This is a genomic window from Sphingomonas sp. GW821-FHT02B09, assembly GCF_059421875.1.
Genome location: NZ_JBWKVV010000003.1, coordinates 142,173 through 162,087, shown reverse-complemented (window position 1 = coordinate 162,087; position 19,915 = coordinate 142,173). Strand labels below are relative to the sequence as shown.

General features: G+C 69.3%; 19 protein-coding genes. 7 read left to right on the top strand and 12 right to left on the bottom strand.

The window, feature by feature from the left end:
• Positions 1-192: 192 nt before the first annotated feature.
• Genes AC07U4_RS15185 through AC07U4_RS15175 form a run of 3 tightly spaced genes read right to left on the bottom strand, consistent with a single transcriptional unit; the run spans position 193 to position 4,024 of the window.
• Entirely contained in the window at positions 193-2,523 is a 2,331-nt protein-coding gene (locus AC07U4_RS15185; protein WP_495195975.1) for a xanthine dehydrogenase family protein molybdopterin-binding subunit, read from the bottom strand.
• Positions 2,520-3,506 (bottom strand): FAD binding domain-containing protein, encoded by a 987-nt coding sequence (locus AC07U4_RS15180; protein ID WP_495195974.1) that lies wholly within the window; start codon positions 3,504-3,506, stop codon positions 2,520-2,522. Before AC07U4_RS15180 ends, AC07U4_RS15185 begins: the two co-directional genes overlap by 4 nt.
• Positions 3,503-4,024 (bottom strand): 2Fe-2S iron-sulfur cluster-binding protein, encoded by a 522-nt coding sequence (locus AC07U4_RS15175; RefSeq protein WP_495195973.1) that lies wholly within the window; start codon positions 4,022-4,024, stop codon positions 3,503-3,505. The genes AC07U4_RS15180 and AC07U4_RS15175 overlap by 4 nt, the downstream gene beginning before the upstream one ends.
• A 125-nt stretch (positions 4,025-4,149) precedes the next feature.
• On the opposite strand from AC07U4_RS15175, the gene AC07U4_RS15170 reads away from it, so the two are divergent.
• Positions 4,150-5,157, top strand: a complete 1,008-nt coding sequence (locus AC07U4_RS15170; RefSeq protein WP_495195972.1) for a zinc-dependent alcohol dehydrogenase family protein — start codon at positions 4,150-4,152, stop codon at positions 5,155-5,157.
• A 312-nt stretch (positions 5,158-5,469) separates the two neighbouring features.
• Here the strand turns inward: AC07U4_RS15170 and AC07U4_RS15165 are convergent, their stop codons facing one another.
• Entirely contained in the window at positions 5,470-6,480 is a 1,011-nt protein-coding gene (locus tag AC07U4_RS15165) for a zinc-binding alcohol dehydrogenase family protein (RefSeq protein WP_495195971.1), read from the bottom strand.
• Between the two features lie 88 nt (positions 6,481-6,568).
• Entirely contained in the window at positions 6,569-7,348 is a 780-nt protein-coding gene (locus AC07U4_RS15160) for an IclR family transcriptional regulator (protein WP_495195970.1), read from the bottom strand.
• Positions 7,349-7,513: 165 nt separating this feature from the next.
• Here AC07U4_RS15160 and AC07U4_RS15155 point away from each other — a divergent pair, with 165 nt between their 5' ends.
• The 4 genes from AC07U4_RS15155 to AC07U4_RS15140 all read left to right on the top strand — a co-directional run bounded on the left by AC07U4_RS15155 (position 7,514) and on the right by AC07U4_RS15140 (position 12,543).
• Entirely contained in the window at positions 7,514-7,870 is a 357-nt protein-coding gene (locus tag AC07U4_RS15155) for an L-rhamnose mutarotase (RefSeq protein ID WP_038665681.1), read from the top strand.
• A gap of 76 nt (positions 7,871-7,946) precedes the next feature.
• Entirely contained in the window at positions 7,947-8,813 is an 867-nt protein-coding gene (locus AC07U4_RS15150) for an amidohydrolase family protein (RefSeq protein WP_495195969.1), read from the top strand.
• 97 nt (positions 8,814-8,910) lie between these two features.
• Positions 8,911-10,449 (top strand): alpha-L-fucosidase, encoded by a 1,539-nt coding sequence (locus AC07U4_RS15145; protein ID WP_495195968.1) that lies wholly within the window; start codon positions 8,911-8,913, stop codon positions 10,447-10,449.
• A 33-nt stretch (positions 10,450-10,482) separates the two neighbouring features.
• Positions 10,483-12,543 (top strand): beta-galactosidase, encoded by a 2,061-nt coding sequence (locus AC07U4_RS15140; RefSeq protein WP_495195967.1) that lies wholly within the window; start codon positions 10,483-10,485, stop codon positions 12,541-12,543.
• Positions 12,544-12,567: 24 nt separating this feature from the next.
• Here the strand turns inward: AC07U4_RS15140 and AC07U4_RS15135 are convergent, their stop codons facing one another.
• The 3 genes from AC07U4_RS15135 to AC07U4_RS15125 all read right to left on the bottom strand — a co-directional run bounded on the left by AC07U4_RS15135 (position 12,568) and on the right by AC07U4_RS15125 (position 13,592).
• Complete coding sequence (locus AC07U4_RS15135) at positions 12,568-12,765, bottom strand: hypothetical protein (protein ID WP_038665691.1); 198 nt, start codon at positions 12,763-12,765, stop codon at positions 12,568-12,570.
• A gap of 52 nt (positions 12,766-12,817) precedes the next feature.
• The gene (locus AC07U4_RS15130) at positions 12,818-13,183 is read right to left on the bottom strand and encodes a hypothetical protein (RefSeq protein WP_052075736.1); all 366 of its coding nucleotides are present in this window, start codon (positions 13,181-13,183) and stop codon (positions 12,818-12,820) included.
• A gap of 67 nt (positions 13,184-13,250) precedes the next feature.
• Positions 13,251-13,592 (bottom strand): PilZ domain-containing protein, encoded by a 342-nt coding sequence (locus AC07U4_RS15125; protein WP_038665697.1) that lies wholly within the window; start codon positions 13,590-13,592, stop codon positions 13,251-13,253.
• A gap of 166 nt (positions 13,593-13,758) precedes the next feature.
• Here AC07U4_RS15125 and AC07U4_RS15120 point away from each other — a divergent pair, with 166 nt between their 5' ends.
• On the top strand, positions 13,759-13,920 hold the full coding sequence (locus AC07U4_RS15120; RefSeq protein WP_495195966.1) for a hypothetical protein: 162 nt from the start codon (positions 13,759-13,761) through the stop codon (positions 13,918-13,920).
• A gap of 101 nt (positions 13,921-14,021) precedes the next feature.
• Positions 14,022-14,153 carry a hypothetical protein gene (locus tag AC07U4_RS15115; RefSeq protein ID WP_281177474.1) on the top strand — a complete coding sequence of 44 codons (132 nt, stop codon included), beginning with the start codon at positions 14,022-14,024 and terminating at the stop codon, positions 14,151-14,153.
• Between the two features lie 408 nt (positions 14,154-14,561).
• Here AC07U4_RS15115 and AC07U4_RS15110 read toward each other — a convergent pair whose 3' ends face one another.
• The 4 genes from AC07U4_RS15110 to AC07U4_RS15095 form a co-directional block, all read right to left on the bottom strand.
• On the bottom strand, positions 14,562-16,961 hold the full coding sequence (locus tag AC07U4_RS15110; RefSeq protein WP_495195965.1) for a hypothetical protein: 2,400 nt from the start codon (positions 16,959-16,961) through the stop codon (positions 14,562-14,564).
• A 97-nt stretch (positions 16,962-17,058) separates the two neighbouring features.
• A complete protein-coding gene (locus AC07U4_RS15105) occupies positions 17,059-17,865 on the bottom strand; it encodes a MetQ/NlpA family ABC transporter substrate-binding protein (protein ID WP_495195964.1) in 807 nt (268 codons plus the stop codon).
• An 11-nt stretch (positions 17,866-17,876) separates the two neighbouring features.
• Positions 17,877-18,542 (bottom strand): methionine ABC transporter permease, encoded by a 666-nt coding sequence (locus tag AC07U4_RS15100; RefSeq protein WP_495195963.1) that lies wholly within the window; start codon positions 18,540-18,542, stop codon positions 17,877-17,879.
• Positions 18,539-19,273 (bottom strand): methionine ABC transporter ATP-binding protein, encoded by a 735-nt coding sequence (locus AC07U4_RS15095; protein ID WP_495195962.1) that lies wholly within the window; start codon positions 19,271-19,273, stop codon positions 18,539-18,541. The genes AC07U4_RS15100 and AC07U4_RS15095 overlap by 4 nt, the downstream gene beginning before the upstream one ends.
• Positions 19,274-19,915: the final 642 nt, after the last annotated feature.

The window sequence follows — 19,915 nt, the reverse complement described above, 5'->3', positions numbered from 1 at the left end:
GGTATCTGCGATCGTACGTTCGGGTGATCCCGGCGTCGGCCAGACCTTGCGATCCTCGATACGCTGTACCCCGGCGGAGGCCGGGGCCCAGTTGGGGAAGGTTTGTAATAACTTACAGGGGCCTTCCCAACTGGGCCCCGGCCTTCGCCGGGGTACATCAGGGAGTCTCGCGTCGGGCCGGATGCCCGAATCCTACAGCAATTTGTCCAGCGTGATCGGCAGGTCGCGGATGCGCTTGCCGGTGGCGTTGAAGACCGCATTCGCCACCGCCGCGCCGACGCCGGTGATGCCGATCTCGCCCACCCCGCGCGCGCCCATCGGCGTGTGGGGATCGGGGATGTCGGTCCACATCACCTCGATCTCGGGCACGTCCATGTGCACCGGCACGTGATATTCGGCGAGGCTGGGGTTCATGATCCGGCCGTTGCGCTCGTCATATTGCGTCTCCTCCATCAGCGCGAGGCCGAGCCCCATGATGATGCCGCCGCGGAACTGGCTCGCCGCGGTCTTGGGGTTGAGGATGCGGCCGCAGTCGAACGAGCCGAGGAAGCGGCTGACCCGCACCTCGCCGGTCACCGTATTGACCCGCACCTCGCAGAACATCGCGCCGTGCGAGTGCATCGACCAATGCATCGTCTCGAGCGGCATCGGCGGCGTCGCCTCGACCACGACCGTGTCGCGCTGCGCGCGCGCGAGGATCGAGGCGTAGCTTTCGTGCCGCGTCGGCTCGTCGAGCTTGGCGAGGCCGCCGTCGATCCCGCCGACCTCGTCGGCATCGAGCCCGGCGAGCGGCGAATCGTTGCCGGCGAGCTTGAGCAACTCGCCGACCAGCGCGCGATGCGCGGCGATCACCGAGGCGCCGATCGCCGCGGTCTGCTGTGACCCGCCGGCCATGACGACGCCGGGCAGGCTGCTGTCGCCGTAGCGGAAGGTCACCTGATCCATCTCCAGCCCGAGCCGGTCGGCGGCGACCTGCGTCTGCGCGGTGGCGGTGCCCATCCCCATGTCGTGCGCGGCGATGTCGACCGTGGCATGGCCGTGGCGGGTCAGCGTGATCCGCGCCGCGCCGCCGGGCATCCGGTAATAGGGATACGTGGCGGTGGCGACGCCCATGCCGACCAGCCATTCGCTTTCGCGCCGCGCCCCGGGCTTGCCGCGCTGCGCCCAGCCGAAGCGGGCGGCGCCGTCGCGATAGGCCTTCTCGACCTCGCGCGACGAGAAGGGCGCGCCGGTGGTCGGGTCCTTCTCGGGCTCGTTGCGCATCCGCAGCTCGATCGGGTCGATATCCATCGCCACGGCGAGTTCGTCGATCGCGCTCTCCAGCGCGAAGGTGCCGACCGCCTCGCCGGGCGCGCGCATGAAGGTGTTGGCGACCATGTCGAGATAGGCGACCTCGACGTCGAGCTTCATCGTCTTGCTCGCATAGGCGCTGCGCGTCGGCAGGATGAACGGTTCGGGCAGCACGTTGTGGTGGCTCATCGCCACGGTGCCGGTGTGGACCAGCGCGTCGAAGCCGCCATCCGCCTGCGCGCCGATCGCGACGCGCTGCTCGGTGATCGTGCGGCCGCCGACGATGCGATAGACGCCCTCGCGCGACAGCATCAGCCGCACCGGCCGGCCGGACAGCTTTGCGGCGGCGGCGGCGAGCACCTGATGCTGCCACAGCCCCTTGCCGCCGAAGCCGCCGCCGACGAACGGCGAGGTGACGTGGACCTGATCCTCGTCGAGCCCGAAGACGTGACCGAGCGACCACGCCATGTGCGCGACCATCTGCGACGCGTCGTGGACGCGCAGCGTCTCGCCCTCCCAGACGACGGTGACCGCATGCAGCTCGATCGCATTGTGGCTGTGGCGCGGCGTCGTATAGGTCGCATCGACGCGATGCGGTGCGGCGGCGAGCGCCGCGTCGGCGTCGCCGCTCTCGTATTTGAGCGGCTGGCCCATGAACTGGCCGGGCTCGGTGCCGTTGGCCTTGGCCTCGTCGAGCGCGGTGACCGAGGCTTCGGCGACGTAATCGACGTGGATCAGCGAGGCGGCATGATCGGCCTCGTCCTGCGTCTCGGCGAGCACCAGCGCGACCGGCTCGCCGTTCCAATAGACGCGGTCGTCCTGCATGATCGGCAGGTCGTTGCCGCCGCACGCCTTCTCCGAGGTCATGAACAGCGGCATCGGCGCCATCCGCGGCGCGTTGCGATAGGTCATCACCAGCGCGACGCCGGGCGCGGCCTCCGCCGCCGCGGTGTCGAGCGTGGCGATGCGGCCCTTGGCGACGGTGCTGAACACCAACGCGGCATAGGCCATGCGATCGAGCGGGAATTCGGCGGCATAAGGCGCGATGCCGCGCACCTTGATGGCGCCGTCGAGCCGCGAGATCGGCTTGCCGACGAAGCCGTGCTGCTGGCGGATCAGCGGATCGGGGCGGCCGCCGGGCATCCAGCTGTCCGGCGCCATCTGCACCGCGGTCTGCATCGCGGCCTGCGCGGCGCCCTTTACCGCCTGTTTGGCGTCTTCGACGATGCTCATGAATCCACTCCCGCGAGGTCGGCGAGCACGGCGACGATCGTCCGCCGCGCCAGTTCGATCTTGAAGCCATTGTCGCGCAGCGGCTGCGCCGCCGCGAGTTCCGCCGCCGCCGCCGCCTCGAAGGCGGCCCGCGTCGCCGGGCCGTCGCGCAGCGCGGCCTCCGCCTGCGTCGCGCGCCACGGCTTGTGCGCGACGCCGCCGAGCGCGAGGCGGACGTCGGCGACCCGCCCGTCCCGCACCTCGATCGCCGCGGCGACCGAGATCAGCGCGAAGGCGTAGCTCGCGCGGTCGCGGACCTTGCGATAGGTCGAGTGTGCGGCGAGCGGCAGCGCGGGCAGCTCGATCGCGGTGATCAGCTCGCCGGGTTCGAGCAAAGTCTCGATCTCGGGATGATCGCCGGGCAGGTGATGCAGCTCGGTCAGCGGCAGCGTGCGGGTGCCGCCCGGCGCGGCGAGATGGACGGTCGCGTCGAGCGCGGCGAGCGCCACCGCCATGTCGGACGGATGCGTCGCGACGCAAGCGGACGACGCGCCGAGGATCGCATGGATGCGGTTGAAGCCATGGATCGCGTCGCAGCCCTGGCCGGGCTGGCGCTTGTTGCAGCGCGAGCCCTCGACGTCGTAGAAATAGGTGCAGCGGGTGCGCTGGAGCAGATTGCCGCCGATCGTCGCCATGTTGCGGATCTGCGCGCTGGCGCCGGCGAGGATCGCCCGGCTGAGCATCGGGTAGCGGCTGCGCACGATCGGATGCGCGGCGAGCGTGCCGTTGCGCACGCCCGCGCCGATGCGCAGCCCGCCCCGCTCGGTCTCCTCGATCGTGGTCGACAGCGCGGTGACGTCGACCAGCGCGGCGGGACGCTCGATCGTCTCGCGCATCAGGTCGACCAGATTGGTGCCGCCGCCGAGATAGCGGGCGTCGGGCGCCGCGGCGAGGCGGAGCGCCTCGTCGGTGGCGGTCGCGCGGGCGAAGGTGAAGGGGGTCATGCCGCCACCGCCCGGTCGTCCGCCGCGGGGGCGTAGACGTCGAGGATCGCATCGACGATGCCGTTATGCGCGCCGCAGCGGCACAGATTGCCGCTCATCCGCTCGCGCAATTCGTCGCGGTCGAGCGTGATCGCGGCGTCGAGATCGGCGGTGACGTGGCTCGGCATGCCGCGTTCCAGCTCGGCGGCCATGCCGATCGCCGAACAGATCTGTCCGGGCGTGCAATAGCCGCATTGGAAGCCGTCATGCGCGATGAAGGCGGCTTGCAGCGGATGCAGCGTCTCGCCATCGGCAAGCCCCTCGATCGTCGTCACCGACCGGCCGTCATATTGCACCGCAAGCGCGAGGCACGAGACGATCCGCTCGCCGTCGACCAGCACGGTGCAGGCGCCGCACGCGCCCTGATTGCAGCCGAGCTTGGTGCCGGAGAGGTGGAGGCGTTCGCGCAGCAGGTCGAGCATTGAGACGCGGGGGTCGTCGGGCAGCGGCACCGAAGATCCGTTGACGGTGATGGGCATCGCGATTTCTCCCAATATTTTGGCCAACTTAGCCGAGGCGCTGCGGGCCGGCAACGCAGCCGTCGGCTTTTTGGGAAAGCGATGCGATCTGACGCGTTCGGGTCATCGAGCATAAGGAATTCCCGATGAAAGCGATGACATTGCCCGCCCCCGGCGGCCTCGACCGGCTGGCCTTCGCGGAGCGCGCCGATCCCGGCGCGCCCGGCCCGCAGCAGATCCGCGTCGCGCTGCACGGCAGCTCGCTCAACTATCACGATCTCGGCATCGCCACCGGCCGGATGCCGAGCGCCGACGGCCGCATCCCGCTCGCCGACGGCGCCGGGATCGTCGAGGCGGTCGGCGAGGGCGTGAGCGAGTTCGCCGTGGGCGACATGGTCGTCTCCTGCTTCTTCCCCGACTGGCAGGACGGCACCCCGACCGTCGGCGACTTCAGCCGCACGCCGGGCGACGGCATCGACGGCTTCGCGCAGGAGCATGTCGTCCTGCCCGCCACCGCCTTCACCCATGCGCCCAAGGGCTATGACGCGGTCGAGGCGGCGACGATCACCACCGCGGGGCTGACCGCGTGGCGCGCGCTCGTCGTCGATGCGCAGATCAAGGCGGGCGACACCCTGCTGCTGCTCGGCACCGGCGGCGTATCGATCTGGGCGTTGCAGATCGCCAAGGCGATGGGTGCGCGCGTCGCGATCAGCTCGTCGTCCGACGAGAAGCTCGCGCGCGCCGAGGCGCTCGGCGCCGACTTCATGCTCAACTATCGCAGCGACGAGAAGTGGGGCCGGACGGTGCGCGACTGGACCGGTGGGCGCGGCGTCGATCACGTCGTCGAGGTCGGCGGCCCGGGCACGCTCGCCCAGTCGATCGAGGCGGTGCGTGTCGGCGGGCATATCTCGCTGATCGGCGTGCTCACCGGCATATCGGGCGAGGTGCCGACCGCGGCTTTGATGGGCAAGCAGGCGCGGCTTCAGGGCCTGATCGTCGGCAGCCGCCGCGAGCAGCAGGAGTTCGTCCGCGCGCTGGAGGCGACCGGCATCCGCCCGGTGATCGACCGCCGCTTCCCGCTCGACCGGCTCGCCGAGGCGTTCCAGTATGAGATGGACGGCAGCCATTTCGGCAAGATCGGCATCGAATGGTAAGTTCGGGGGCGCCGGAACCTCGTCCCCGTTAGCCCTGAGCCTGTCGAAGGGCGGTGCCGCAAGCACACGCGCCGCTTGTGGAACCCCGTGCTTCGACAAGCTCAGCACGAACGGGTGGTGGAGTGGTTGGCGGAGGGTTGGTTGAAGGGTGGTGGAACGGTCGCGGAACAGTGGTGAACGCATACCCGGCCCCTCATCCCCGTTAGCCCTGAGCCTGTCGAAGGGCTGTGCCGCACACGATACGTCGGATGTAAAAACCCGCGCATCGACAAGCCGCCACGCCCCATCGGAAACGCGCACAGCGCGGCGCGTTCAGAACGCCGCGATCGCCTTGAGCACCCGATCGGCCTGCGCCACCAGCCGCGGCAGTTCGACCGGCAGGTCGATCGCGGCGACGCTGTGCGTGTGCAAAGCATCGGTGTCGATCGCGCCCTGCCGGATCGCGTCGATAACGCGGGCGAAGTCGGCGGCGAGCGCGTTGCGGCTGGCGAGCAGCGTCGTCTCGCGCTTGTGGAAGTCCGGGTCGGCGAAGACGAGGTCGCCCTTGGCGACGCCGACCAGCACGTAGCTGCCGCCATGCGCGACCTCGGCGAGGCCGGCGTTCATCGCCGCGATGCTGCCGGTGGCGTCGAACACCGTCGCAAAGCCGCTGCCCTCGGTCAGCACCGCGAGGCGCGCCGCGGCACCCTCGTCGGCGAGCACGCAATCACCGAAGCCGAGCCGGTCGCGGGAATGGTCGAGCCGGGCGGCGCGCGTGTCGCAGAGCACGACGTGCGCGCCATCCAGTCGCGCGAACAAGGCGGTGGCGATGCCGATCGGTCCCGCGCCGCGGACCAGCACGCGCTCGCCCGCCGCCAGTCGCGCGCGCGCGACCGCATGCGCGCCGATCGCGAGGAATTCGACCATCGCCGCCTGGTCGAGGCTGAGCCCGGTCGCATCGATTGCGGCACGTTCGGGGATCGCGATCATCTCCGCCATGCCACCGTCGACATGGACGCCGAGCACCGCGACGGTGACGCAGCAATTGGGCTTGCCGCCGCGACAGGCGACACAGACGCCGCAGGCGAGATAGGGGTTGATCGTGATCCGCTGGCCGGCGCGGAAGGCGCTGCCCGCGGGCGCCTCGACCACCTCGCCGGCGAGTTCGTGGCCCATCACCCGCGGATAGGCGAGGAACGGCTGATTGCCCGCGTAGATATGGTAATCGGTGCCGCACAGGCCGACGCGGCGAATGCGGACCAGCAGTTCGCCCGGCCCCGCCTGCGGCGGGTCGCGCTCGACCGCCTGCAGGTCGAAGGGTTGCTGGCACACGATCGTCAACACAAAGCCAGCCTCTATTTGCAAGTCAGCTTGCAAATATGAAAGAACGTCGGATCTGGCAAGTACCGATCGCCGACCCGCGGCGAATCGGTCAGGAGGGGTGGTAGCCGAGCGCGATCGAGATGTCGGCGGCGGCGTTGCGCAGATGCTCGCGTGCCGCCTGCATGTCGACGGTCTGCGATCCGTCGATCAGTTCGAGAAAGGGGATGGTCAGCGCCGCCGCGACCTGCCCGTCGAAGCCGAAGATCGGGAAGCTGAGGTCGGTGACGCCGCGGGTGATCGGGCTCTTGCGCTGATCGTAACCGCGGGCGCGGACCTGCGCCAATTGCCGGTCGAGCGCCGCGCGATCGACCGGTGTGCGGGCCGCGGGGATCGCCTGCGCGAGCACCTGGTCACGCGCCTCGTCGGAGGAGAAAGCGAGCAGCACGTTGCCCGAACAGCTCGCCAGCATGTCGATCCCGGCGCCGAGCCGCAGCGAGAAGCCGCGCGTGCCCGGATTCTGTTCGCGGGTGATGACGAGGCCGCTGCCGTCGTTGATGACGACGAGGTGGCAGGACTGGCCGGTATCGATCGCGAGGCGCCGCATCGCGGCGCGCGCGGCGGTGACGAGATCCTGCGCGGGCGTCGCGCGATAGGCGAGGTCGAGCAGCTTGTAGGCGACCGAATAGCGATCGTCCTTGCTCGATTTCTGGAGATAGCCGAGCTTCTCCATCACCACGACGATGCGGAACAGCTCGCCGACCGAGCGGTTGAGCCGCACCGCCATCTCGCTGATCAGGATACCGCTGGGTTGCGTTTCGAGCAGTTCGAAGATCTCGAACGCCTTTTCCACGGCCGGCGCCGCGTAGGTCGTCTTCGAACCCGATGCCATCTGGCCCTCCTCCGTTCGTCGTCGCCATGCGGGGACCGCAGGCGGCTGTCAAATCGCTCGCCGCTGCCGGATGCGCGCCGAGCTGCGCAAGGCGGCGGCACGCGCGCCTTGCCGCATCCCGGCGTACGGGCGATGTTGCCGCATCCCCAAGCACTTGCAGCGAGAATGCCGACGATGACGCGCCACCTTCTGTTCCTCGACATCGATCCGTCGTCGGCCTCGGTCGCGGCCTATCGCGACTGGCACCGCGCCGGCGGGCCTCCCGCCGCGATCAACCGCTCGATTCGCGCCAGCGGCATCGAATCGCTCGAGATCTGGCACGTCGGCGACCGGCTCGCGATGATCATGGAGACCGGCCCCGATTTCTCCGCCGCGGCGAAGGCGGCGGCGGACGCGGCGGACCCCGACGTCCAGGCCTGGGAAGCGTTGATGGAGCGCTTCCAGCGGCGGCTGCCGTTCGCCCCCGACGGCGAGAAATGGGTCGCGGCGGAGCGCGTCTATTCGCTCGACGAACAGCCCTGACGTGCCGCCCGGGGGCCTTGTCGCCGCGGTAAGACTATGAAAGGCGACGATCTTTCACGACAAGGCGAGGTGGAACGTGGCAATCGGAACGGCAGGCAGCACCGCGATCGCCGGGGTGGTCGACGCGCATCACCATGTCTGGCGGCTCGACTGGCCGGGGCATCAATGGCCCGATGCGAGCCTGCCGGCGATCCACCGTGACTTCGCCATCGCCGATCTGCGCGCCGACAGTCGCGGCGTGGATCTCGCCGCGACGGTGCTCGTCCAGTCGCAGCCGACCGATGCCGATACCGACCGGCTCTGCGCGATCGCCGCCGCCGAGCCGCTGGTCGGCGCGCTGGTCGGCTGGGTCGATCTCGCCGCCGCCGACGCGCCGCGCCGGATCGCGCAATTGGCGGCCGCCCCCAAGCTGCGCGGGCTACGGCCGATGCTCCAGTCGATCGCCGACACCGACTGGATCCTGCAACCGGCGCTGGACGATGCGATCGCGGCGATGATCGCGCACGGCCTGCGCTTCGACGCGCTGGTCCAGCCGCGCCATCTCAGCGCGCTGCATCGCTTCGCGCATCGCTGGCCCGACCTGCCGATCGTGATCGATCACGCCGCCAAGCCGAGCGCGGCGGCAGGCGGGCTCGATCCGTGGCGCGACGAGATCGCCGCGCTGGCGGCGTGCGACACCGTCTGGTGCAAATTGTCCGGCCTGCGCACCGAACAGCCGCCGGGCGAGCCCGCCGCGGCGCTGGCGCCTTATGTCGCGCATCTCGTCGCCTGTTTCGGTGAGCGGCTGATGTGGGGCAGCGATTGGCCGGTGCTGCACCTCGGCGGCGACGATTACGGCAGCTGGTTCCAGGCCGCCCGCACGCTCGCCGCACTCGACCCCGCCGGCGAGCGCAGCCTGTTCGCCGACAGCGCCCGGCGGTTCTACGGACTGGCCCTGGCATAGGTTACCCGCAAGATCGCTTGCCTAATGAAAATACATTTGCAAGTATGATAACTTGACCGAGCGCCCGACCTGGCGGCGAGCGGCGCGGGAGAGAGATATGGCGGGCATCAGCAAGCGCGAATTGTTGGGGGCATCGCTCGGCGCGGGCCTCGCCGCCGGGCCGTTCGCGCGCGCCGTCGCCGCCGCCCCGCTGCCCGCGATCGCCCCCGGCCGCTTCCAGCCGACGGTGGACTCGCTCAGCACCTATCAGACGCCCGACTGGTTCCGCGACGCCAAGTTCGGCATCTGGGCGCATTGGGGGCCGCAGGCGGTGCCGCGGCGGGGCGATTGGTACGCGCGCTTCATGTACGTGCCGGGTCATCCACATTACGCGCATCACCTCGCCACCTACGGCCATCCGTCCGAATTCGGCTATAAGGACATCATTCCGCTGTGGACTGCGGACAAGTTCGATCCCGAAGCGCTGATGGACCGCTACGCCGCCGCGGGCGCCAAATATTTCGTGTCGATGGGCGTCCATCACGACAATTTCGACCTGTGGAAGTCGCGGCATCATCGCTGGAACGCGGTCGCGATGGGACCCAAGCGCGATATCGTCGGCGACTGGCAAAAGGCCGCGACGCGTCGCAAGCTGCGCTTCGGCGTCTCCGAACATCTCGGCGCCAGCCACAATTGGTGGTATCCGAGCCATCTCTACGACCAGTTCTGGCCGAAGCTCGGCGTCGATTACGACGGCGCCGATCCGCGCTTCGCCGATCTCTACCACAAGCCGCACGACGAGCCCTACACCAACAAGCCGGGCAGCTGGTACACCAACGATCCGGCCTATCATGCGCTGTGGTTCGCGCGCATCCGCGACCTCGTCGACAGCTACCAGCCCGACCTGCTCTATTCCGACGGCGGCCTGCCGTTCGGCGCCACCGGCCGGTCGCTGGTCGCGCATCTCTACAACAGCAGCATCGCCCGCCACGGCAAGCTCGACGCGGTCTACACCTGCAAGGATCAGGGCTCGGGCGATTTCTACAAGGGCGCCTGCGTCCAGGACGTCGAGCGCGGCGTGCTCGCCGGCATCAACCCGCTGGCCTGGCAGACCGACACGTCGAACGGCGACTGGTTCGACAATGTCGACGACAAGTTCAAGACGCCGCCGCAGGTGATCGCGATGCTCGCCGACATCGTCAGCAAGAACGGCAACATGCTGCTCAACGTCGCGCTGCATGCCGACGGCAGCCTGCCGCCGCAGTCGGAGACGCTGCTCGCCGAACTCGCCGCATGGATGGCGGTCAATGCCGAGGCGATCCACGGCACCCGGCCGTGGACGATCTACGGCGAGGGGCCGACCGAGGCGGTGGCGGGCAGCTTCAAGGAAGACGGCAGCTACGTCGCACAGGACATCCGTTTCACCACCAAACGCGGCCGGCTGTATGCGATCACGCTCGGCGAGCCCGCCGGCGCGACCGCGATCAAGGCGCTGGCGCAGGGCAATCCGCACGATCCGCGCCGGATCCGGCGGGTGCGCCTGCTCGGCCACGGCGGCGCGATCCGCTTCGAACAGACCGGCCAGGCGCTGGTGATCGAACGACCGGACCGGCTGCCGACCCGCCACGCCAGCGTGTTCGAGATCAGCTTCGCCTGAGCGGCGATCCTAAAGACAATCGAAAGTACAATCATGATCCCGATCAAATCCTTCGCGCTCGCGGCGGGTGCGCTCCTGCTGGCGGCGGCGCCGGCCCCCGCGGTCCACGCGCAGGATTCCGCAATGCGCGCCGACTGGCCCGGCAAGGGCGATCTGTTCGTCGGCACCTGCTACCAGCCGGTCGACCGGTCGCCGGCGCAGATCGCGCAGGACATTGCGGTGATGAAGGGCGCGGGCTTCACGATGGTCCGCATGGGCGACCTGTCGTGGGATTCGTTCGAGCCGGAGGAGGGGCGCTACACCTTCGCCTGGTTCGACAGCGTCATGGACCAGATGCATCGCGCCGGCATCCGGGTGGTGCTCGACATCCCCGGACTCCCCGCGCCCGGCTGGCTGCACAAGACATATCCCGGCGTCGACCTGATCAACCAGGACGGCGCGCGGCTGCACGCCGCCAGCCGCTATTGGGACGACATCAGCGATCCCGACTACCGCCGGCACGTCCATGCGCTCGCCGAGCAGATGCTCAAGCGCTACGCGCACCACCCCGCGGTGATCGCGATCGGCTATGACAATGAGGTCGGCAGCTCGCCGATGTCCTATTCGGACGGGGTCCGGCAGCGGTTCGTCGGCTGGCTCAAGCAAAGATACGGCACGATCGAGGCGCTCAACACCGCCTGGGCGACGCAGCGCTGGTCGCGCCGCATCGTCGATTGGGACGGCGTCGACATTCCTTATGGCAACGGGCCGGGGCCGAACGAGCGCAACCTCGACCTTCATCGTTTCTGGTCCGATCAGACGATCGCCGCGCTCGACGATCTCGACGGCGTCCGCCGGCAATATGCCCCGCATCTGCCGACCGCATCGAACCTGTGGCCGGAGGCGGGCAACAAAGGCTTCGACTATCTGCGGTCGTGGAACCGCTATGCGACCTATGGCGCGCTCGGCTTCTATCCGGGCGATGCGCTCGGCGCCGCGTTTCAGGTGATGATGATGAAGGCGGGGCACCGGACGCCGGTGTGGTTCAACGAATTCACCGCCGGCGGCGGCGGCGATTACGGCACGCCGGACCGGTCGCGGATGTGGGCCTATTTCGGCCTGCTCAATTATGCGCAGACCTTCCTCGCCTGGACGTTCAACTCGCATCTCGGCGGCGAGGAGCAATCGTTGTTCGGGCTGCTCGACCATGACGACCGGCCGTCGTGGAAGGTCGCCGAATTCGCGCGGATCGCCAAGGAGTTCGGCAGGATGAAGACGCTCGGCTTCCCGCGCGACGTACAGCCGCAGGTGGCGATCGCTTATTCGTTCGATACCAACTGGCTGGTCAGCCCGCCGCCCGGCCCCAATACGATCAAGCAATATTTCGCCGGCAGCTACGTCGATCAGGCCAAGACGGCGTTCCAGCCTTTGTTCGAGGACAATGTCGACACCGCGGTGATCGACATCGCGCACGACCCGATCGACGCCTACAAACTCGTCGTGCTGCCGAGCGCCTATATCATGGACGCGCCGACCGCCGCGGCGGTGCGGCGCTATGTTGCGGGCGGCGGCACCGTGGTGATGACCGGCTATTCCGCCAAGGCGGACGAGACCGGCAAATGGTTCGCGACGCCGCTGCCCGGGCGACTTACCGATGTGTTCGGGCTGCGCACCAACGCCTTCTACCGCGCCGCCACGCCGCTCAAGGTGACGCTGAACGGCGCGACGGCGACCGCGACGGACGGCTATTACGAGATCCTCGAACCCTCGACCGCCAGGCCGCTCGCGATGTTCGACGGGCTCGCGCAGCCGACGCCGGCGATCACCGTCAACCGCTTCGGCAAGGGGCGCGCCATCTATCTGGCGACCGCGCCGCAGGCGGCGCTGCTCGGCCCGCTGCTCCGCTCGCTCTATGCCGGGACCGGCATCGTGCCGGGGCCGAAGACGCCCGCCGGAGTCGTCGCGCGGACGGTCGAGGGGCGGACGATGTACGTCAACACCACCACCGCGCCGGTCGCGATGCCGCTTGCCAAACCGGGTCGGGACATGATCGGCGGCCGCGCGGTGGCGGGAACGCTGACGCTGCCGGCCTATGAGGTGGCGCTGGTCGAGTGAGCCGCGGCCGGCGCGGCGGCGGCGCTACAGGCGGATGCCGCGCCGCGTCATCTCCGCGACCGCGATCGCGCCGAGCGGCGTGTCGGCCGAGGCGTTGAAGATATCGGCGAGGTCGAGCAGATCCTCGTCGCCGAGCTGGAGGATCGAGGTTTCGATGTCGGCGAGACGCTGCACCGCCAGCTCGCCGCGATCGGCAAGCCGCTTCATCCGTGTTCTTAGCATGACGGGATCCTAGAAAAGATGGCGGGGCAATGGCAGCAGAGACTTGCCGCGGTCAATCGAGCCGGCGTTGCGCCTCGAACAAGCGTTCCAGCATCGTCTGGACCATCTCGTACCCCAGTTTCGACAGCGCCAGCAGGCCGTCGCGTCGCTCGATCAGCCCGGCTTGGGCGAGCGCGATCACCCAGCGTTCGGTCGTCGCGGGCGGCCCGCCGAGTTCGGCTTCCGACGGATAATGCGCCGCTTCCTCGGCGACGAACAGCGCGAGCAGGATATTGGTCGGCAACGGCGCGTTGAAGCCTTGCGGCAGCGCCTCTGCCACCACCTGCGCCGCGGCGAGCATCCGCTCGGCGAGCTTGGTCGTGGTCGTCGTGCTCACGATCCGCACCGAACCATCCGACGGTGTCAAGGTGCGCGGCATGACCTTCTCCCCCAAGGTCATCTGTTTAACTTCCATTGATATGGAAAATCAACAAGCTACGGTAAGATCAATGCGGCGGCCCGGCCTGCATCCGCACCTCGATGTCGCTGAGCACGTCGACCGGCAGCGGATGGCTGAACTCCACGCCGACCTCATGCTCGCGGTTCCATGCGATCCAGCCTTCCAGCTTGGTCAGCTGCGGCATGTCGATCGTCACATAGGTGCCGACCGTGACGCGATGCGCCAGCATGATCCGGCATCCCAGATGGGTGATGTCGCTGATCGAACATGCCTCCGCATCGAACTTCATCGACGAGATCGTCGCCGGCCAGACGACGGCGAGGCGCTCCGCCTGGCGCTCTTCTTGCGCGAGCCAGGACGGATAAGGGGTGGGATCTACGGAAGCCATGGCTCCTGCTACGGAAAATAGGTTAATATCCCGTCTTGCCGGCGGCTGGACGGGCGCGCTGACACGGTGGCAACAGTCAGTGGCACACGGGCAATGGCCGTGCCGGTATCGGCGTCGCACCCGCCGCTCTAGGGCCGGAGCCACAGGCTGGATTGCGGGGGCACGCATGACCTATTTCATCGTCGCGGCGGCGGCCACGGTCGCTGCCGTCGCGACCTATGGCTATGGCCGGCATCGCCGGCGGCGTGCGCTGCGCAGCGATGCCCGCCGTCGCCTGTCGCGGACGATGGCCGGTGCCCGCGCCGGTGCCGGGCGGTCGCGGGACTGACCGGCCGCCGCGTCCGACCGCGCTGAACCCTGGATAAACACTTGGTTCAGCATCATTCCATAGCAGCGGGCGCAATACCATGGGCTTTTGAGGAGCGTATCATGCCTGCTCTACGCTGCCGCATCGGCCTGCATAAATGGACGATCAAGCCGGCGACCCACCGGCCGGGAACGACGGTCCACCGCTGTTCGCATTGCGGCCTCGTCCGCCTCCGCCACGCCCGGCCCAGCTAGGCCGGATCGACAGTCCCGATCCCAGCGGCCCCCGCCCGTCACCCCGGGCTTGACCCGGGGTCCCGCTTCTTCCCGATCGGCACGGTGAAGACCCTGGCGGGACCCCGGATCAAGCCCGCGGTGACGGCAGGGCTATCGCATATGGCTGCGGTGATGAGGTTCGATCGGTGTCCTCACAAAATTCGTCACCCCGGACTCGTTCCGGGGTCCACCCGGCCGCGAGAGAATGGTGGCGATTCAAGCCTTTCTCCTCGCCGCGGAGTGGACCCCGGAACAAGTCCGGGGTGACGGGGCGGGTTTTGAAGACGGCAGACTCGCCCAAATCCTCATATGTGAAAGCCCTCGTGGTGACGGGGAGCGGGTAACGAGGTCGCGGCGGCGAGGAACTTCGAGCGGTCCCGCGCTCCCTTACGGCACCGCCACCGTCGCGATCGCCTCGCCCGCGTCGCGCAGCCGCAGGGAGAGGCTGGCGGGCTTCTGCCCGGCGACCGACGGTGCGACCTCGACCGCATTGCCGGTGAAGCCGTCGGGGATCGCCTGCGCCGCATCGACGCGCGCGTCGGTGGCGATCGCCTGCGCCAGGAACAGCCGGTCGCCGGTCACCGTGCAGCGGCCCGCCGCCGTGCAGGCGATCGACCGCAGCTCGGGCAGGCGGACGACGCTGCCGAGCGGAACCCAGCGCGTCGCCACGCCATCCTGCACGATGCGGACGCGCAGCGCGCCGTGTACCAACGGGCCGAGCGCCTCGGCAGGCACGATCGTGCCGATGCCGGTCGTCGCATCCTGCAGGTCATAGCCCTTGCCGGCGGTCAGCCGGCTCGTCGTCTGGCCATCGGCGGTGGCGATCTCGACCACCTCCTTGCCGGTGAGCGGCGTCGCGGGATCGAGGCGGAAGGCGAAGGTGAGCCGCGCGTCCTGCGCGAACACGCCGTCGGGCTGCACTGTCATCGGCAGCACACCCGCGTGCGGCACCGGCTGCGCGCTGCGCTGGAGCACCAGCGGCGTGCGCCGTGCGGCGCCGACGGTCACCCCGATCGTCTTGTGGCGGTTGCCGGCGAAGGTGACGTCGGCGACGATCCGGCTGCCGGCGGCGAGCGCGCGCAACGCCGCGGGATCGGCGGGAGCGAGCGTCAGCTGATCCGCCCGGTCCGACCGGGTCAGCGCTCCCGGCGTCAGCGTGACGCCGCCTAGCCTGACCTCGCGGACCTGATCCAGCCGCGATCCGGTCAGCATCGCCGCATCGTCGCCGGCCGCGATCGTCAGCGCGTCGAGCCGGCCGATCTCCTGCAGGGCGGGCAAGGTGATCGTCGCCGGCGCCGCGCCGGCCGCACCGGTGACGGTCAGCGTCACCGGGCCGGGCGTCGCCTTGTCGAGCGGCACGTCGACGACGATCCCGCGCTGGCCGTCCTGCTTCCAGTCCAGCGTCTCGCTGGCGCCGTCGCCGCGGCGCATCTCGACCCTGGCGATGCAGCCCGCGCCTTCGCCGGCGAGCGCGAGCGTGTTGGTGCGGCCGACCACCAATGTCGTGTTGGCGGGTGCCGCCCACAGGTTCGCCTGCGGCCGCGACAGCGTGAAGCGCGGCCCGTCGAAGGCGGTGAACCCCCAATTGCCGTGCAGCTGCGCGCCCACCGGCCCGGTAAACCCGGCGTCGGGCAGCCCCTTGTCGAGCACGTATCCGCCGCGGCGGGCGTCGGCATGCGCGGGCAGGTCGACCGACGCGCCGCCGGCGCCGGCGATGCGGACCATGACGTCGCGGGCATAGCGCGTCGCATAGACGAGCGGCGCGCCCTCGACCGGCAGCACCGCGCCGCTCGCCGCACATAGCAGGCCGGCGCCCTCGCCACGGCGCAGCGGCGGCGGCTTGGCGGCCTCGATCGCGGGCAGGCCGACGACCATCACCGATGCCGGCTTGGCGAAGGACAGCGGCGTGTTGAGCAGCAGGGTGATCCGGCTGTCGCCCATCCGCGCCAGCGCCGGCACGAACTGGAGCTGCGTCGACTGGAAGGCGCCGAACAGCCGGAAGATGTCGCGCACCACGCCGATATACGAACTGTAGAAGCCATAGCCCGCCTGCGGCGTCGCGCTGAGCTGGAAGGCGAGGTCGGTCGGCGCGCCGGTCAGCGTGTCGGCGAGCGCCGAGCTGTGCGTGTCGGCGAACAGCAAGGTCTCGCGATCGCCGGTCAGGCAGGCGGCCTGCAGCTCGGCGGGCTGTTGCAGGCATTCCGCTTTCAGCTTGATCGACAGGCTGCGGGTGAGCACCTGCGAGGTCGCGCCGACGCTCGCCGGATCCTCGCGCTCGGCCTGGAGCAATACGTCGAGGAAGGTGTCGAGCCGTGCTCGGTCGAGCGTCGCCTGGTTGAGATCCTGCACCGCGCGCACGAAGGCGCCGGGCTGTTTGCGCACCGCGCTGGCCACCGCATCGGCGCTGCCGCCCTTTTCCGGCAGGATGAACAGCGCGAGCTGCTGCGCGCCCTTGGGCACGATGAGCGAGAGGTCACCGCCTTTGCCCTTGCCGCCCAGCGTATCGTGGAACCAGTCGCGCGGCGGCCGCTCGACCGCGCCGCGCAGGAACACCGCGACCAGCCGGAAGCGCTCGCTGCCGGCGGGCGGCAGGTCGAGCTTGATCGACACCCGGTCGCCCTCGGCGAGATTGGGCACCCAGGCGAGCGGCAACGTCGCGCCATCATGGGTGACCGCGACGTCGAGCCGCGGCCCGACCAGATCGAATTGCGACGGCGCCGCCTCGACCCGCCACGCGGCGGCGGCGAGCAGGGCGAAGACGCTGAGATGGCGGAACACACGCGGCATGAGGCAGGCAGCAATCCCGGTTCAACGACGCCGCGCTTCTGCCCCGCGCTTGTGTTCAGATTGAGGCTGGCGGGGCGGAAAAGCCGCCCCCGTCACCTCAAAACGCCGGCAGCACCGCGCCCTTGTAATGGCTGTCGATGAACGCCTTGGTCTGCGGGCTGCGCAGCGCGGCGATCAGCTTGACCACGCGCGGGTCGTTCTGTTCGCCGGCGCGGCCGACGACGAAATTGACGTAGGGCGATTTGGCGTCCTCGATCACCAGCGCGTCGCGGGTCGGGTTGAGCTTGGCGTCGAGCGCGTAATTGGTGTTGATCATCGCCAGATCGACCTCGCCGAGCACGCGCGGCAGCGTCGCCGCCTCCAGCTCCTTGAACTGCAGACGTTTGGGATTGGCGGCGATGTCGCGCAGCGTCGACAGCGCGTTGGTCGGCTCCTTCAGCCGGATCAGCCCGGCGCGCTGGAGCAGCAGCAGCGCGCGGCCGCCGTTGCTCGGCTCGTTGGGCAAGGCCACCACCGCGCCGTCGGGCAGCTGCGCCAGCGTCTTGTAGCGGCGCGAATAGCCGCCGAGCGGCTCGACGTGGATGCCGGCGAACGGCACCAGATGGGTGCCGCGCGCGGCGTTGAACTGGTCGAGATACGGCTTGGTCTGGAAGTAATTGACGTCGATCTGCCGCTGGTCGACCTGCAGATTGGGCTGCACGTAATCGTTGAACACGCGGATATCGAGCGTCAGCCCCTGTCTGGCGAGCAGCGGCTTCACCTGTTCGAGGATCTCGGCATGCGGCACCGCGGTGGCGGCGACGGTGAGCGTCGCGCCATCGGGCTTGGCGCCGCCCGAACAGGCGGCGAGCAGGCCGAGCGACACGACGGCGGGCAGGGCAGTGAGCAGGGTACGACGGTTCATCGGCAGGACCTTCAACGGCGGGTGACGCGGCGGGCGAGACGATCGCCGCCATATTGGATAGACTGGACGAGCGCGACGAGCAGCACGACGGTGACGACCATCACGTCGGTCTGGAAACGCTGGTAGCCGAAGCGGATGGCGAGATCGCCGAGCCCGCCCGCGCCGACGACGCCGGCCATTGCGGTGAACGAGACGAGCGCGACCGCGGTCACCGTCGCGCCGGCGATCAGCCCGGGCAGGGCCTCGGGGATCAGCGCGCCGGTGACGATCTGCCGCGTCGTCGCGCCCATCGCCTGCGTCGCCTCGATCGTGGTGCGGTCGACCTCGCGCAGCGCGCTTTCGACCAGCCGCGCATAGAAAGGCGCCGCGCCGACGACGAGCGGCGGGATCGCGCCGGCGACGCCGAGCGAGGTGCCGACCAGCGCCATCGTCAGCGGGATCATCACGATCAGCAGGATGATGAACGGCACCGAGCGCAGCACGTTGACGATGCCGCCGAGCATTGCATTGCCGAACCGGTTGGCGAGCAGCCCGCGCTCGCCGGTGAGATAGAGCAGCACGCCGAGCGGCAGCCCGAACAGGATCGACAGCAGCAGCGATCCCGACAGCATCGCCAGCGTATCGACGCAGGCGCGGCCGATCTCGGGCCAGTCGATATTGGCGAACAGGCCGGTCATGCCGCCACCGCCGAAAGCATGCGCTGCGTCGCCGGGTGGCGCGCCGCGGCGAAGACGGCGTCGACCGACCCGGTTTCGACGATCCGCCCCGCCTCGATCACCGCGACGCGGTCGCAGATGCTGCGCACCACCGCCATCTCGTGCGTGATCAGCACGATGGTGAGGCCGAGTTCGCGATTGAGATCGCGCAGCAGCGCGAGCACGTCGCGCGTCGTCTCGGGATCGAGCGCGCTGGTCGCCTCGTCGCACAGGAGCACGGCGGGGTCGGTCGCCAGCGCGCGGGCGATGCCGACGCGCTGGCGCTGGCCGCCCGAGAGCTGCGCGGGATAGCGGTTCGCGAACGCGGCGAGGCCGACGCGGTCGAGCAGGGCGGCGACCTTCGCCTCGCGGTCGCGCCGCGGCGCGCCGGCGAGTTCGAGCGGAAAGCCGACGTTGCCCGCCACCGTGCGCGACGACAGCAGGCCGAAATTCTGGAAGATCATGCCCGTGCGCTGGCGCAACCGGCGCAGGTCGGCGGCGGGCAGCGTGTCGATCACCTGCCCGTCGATGGCGACATGACCCGAGGAGGGCCGTTCGAGCCCGTTGAGCAGCCGGATCAGCGTCGACTTGCCCGCGCCCGAACGGCCGATGATCCCGAACACCTCGCCCTTCGCGATCTCAAGCGACACGCCGTCGAGCGCCGGCGCGGCGCCGCCGGGGAATTGCTTTCGGACGTCGGTAAGCTTGATCATGATCGCTGGTTCGCCGCCTTCGCTACGCAAAGGCCGAGCCTGTGCCGGATCGGACGGCGCAATGCCATCGGCAGAAGACTTGGGGCCGCTAAAGGAGGCTTTGCCCGTCGCGGCGGGCGAGGCGGGCCGGTGCGCCCCCACGAGGTCCGCCACCCCGGACGTGTTCGCCACCCCTGCGAAGCTCTCATCACCAGCAGATCAGCGCAGTGCTCCTGCGAAAGCAGGAGTCCAGGGTATCAAGCGCCATAAGGCGTTGCTTTGCTTGGCCCTAGGCTCCTGCTTTCGCAGGAGCACCGGGCTGCTCCTCCGGGCGATGCCGGCTTCCGCAGAGGTTTAGAACGGGTCCGAAGTGACGGGGGTGAAGTTTGAGCGCGAGCGCCGGCCCTATGCGATCGCCCCGGTCACCATTGCCGGCGCAGCGCGCGGATCGCGTCGATGCTGTCGCGGCGGGCGAGGCGGGTCGGTGCGGCCCCACCAGGTCCGCCACCCCGGACGTGTTCGCCACCCCTGCGAAGCTCCCATCACCAGCAGATCAGCGCAGTGCTCCTGCGAAAGCAGGAGCCCCGGGTATCAAGCGCCATAAGGCGTTGCTTTGCTTGGCCCTAGGCTCCTGCTTTCGCAGGAGCACCGGGCTGCTCCTCC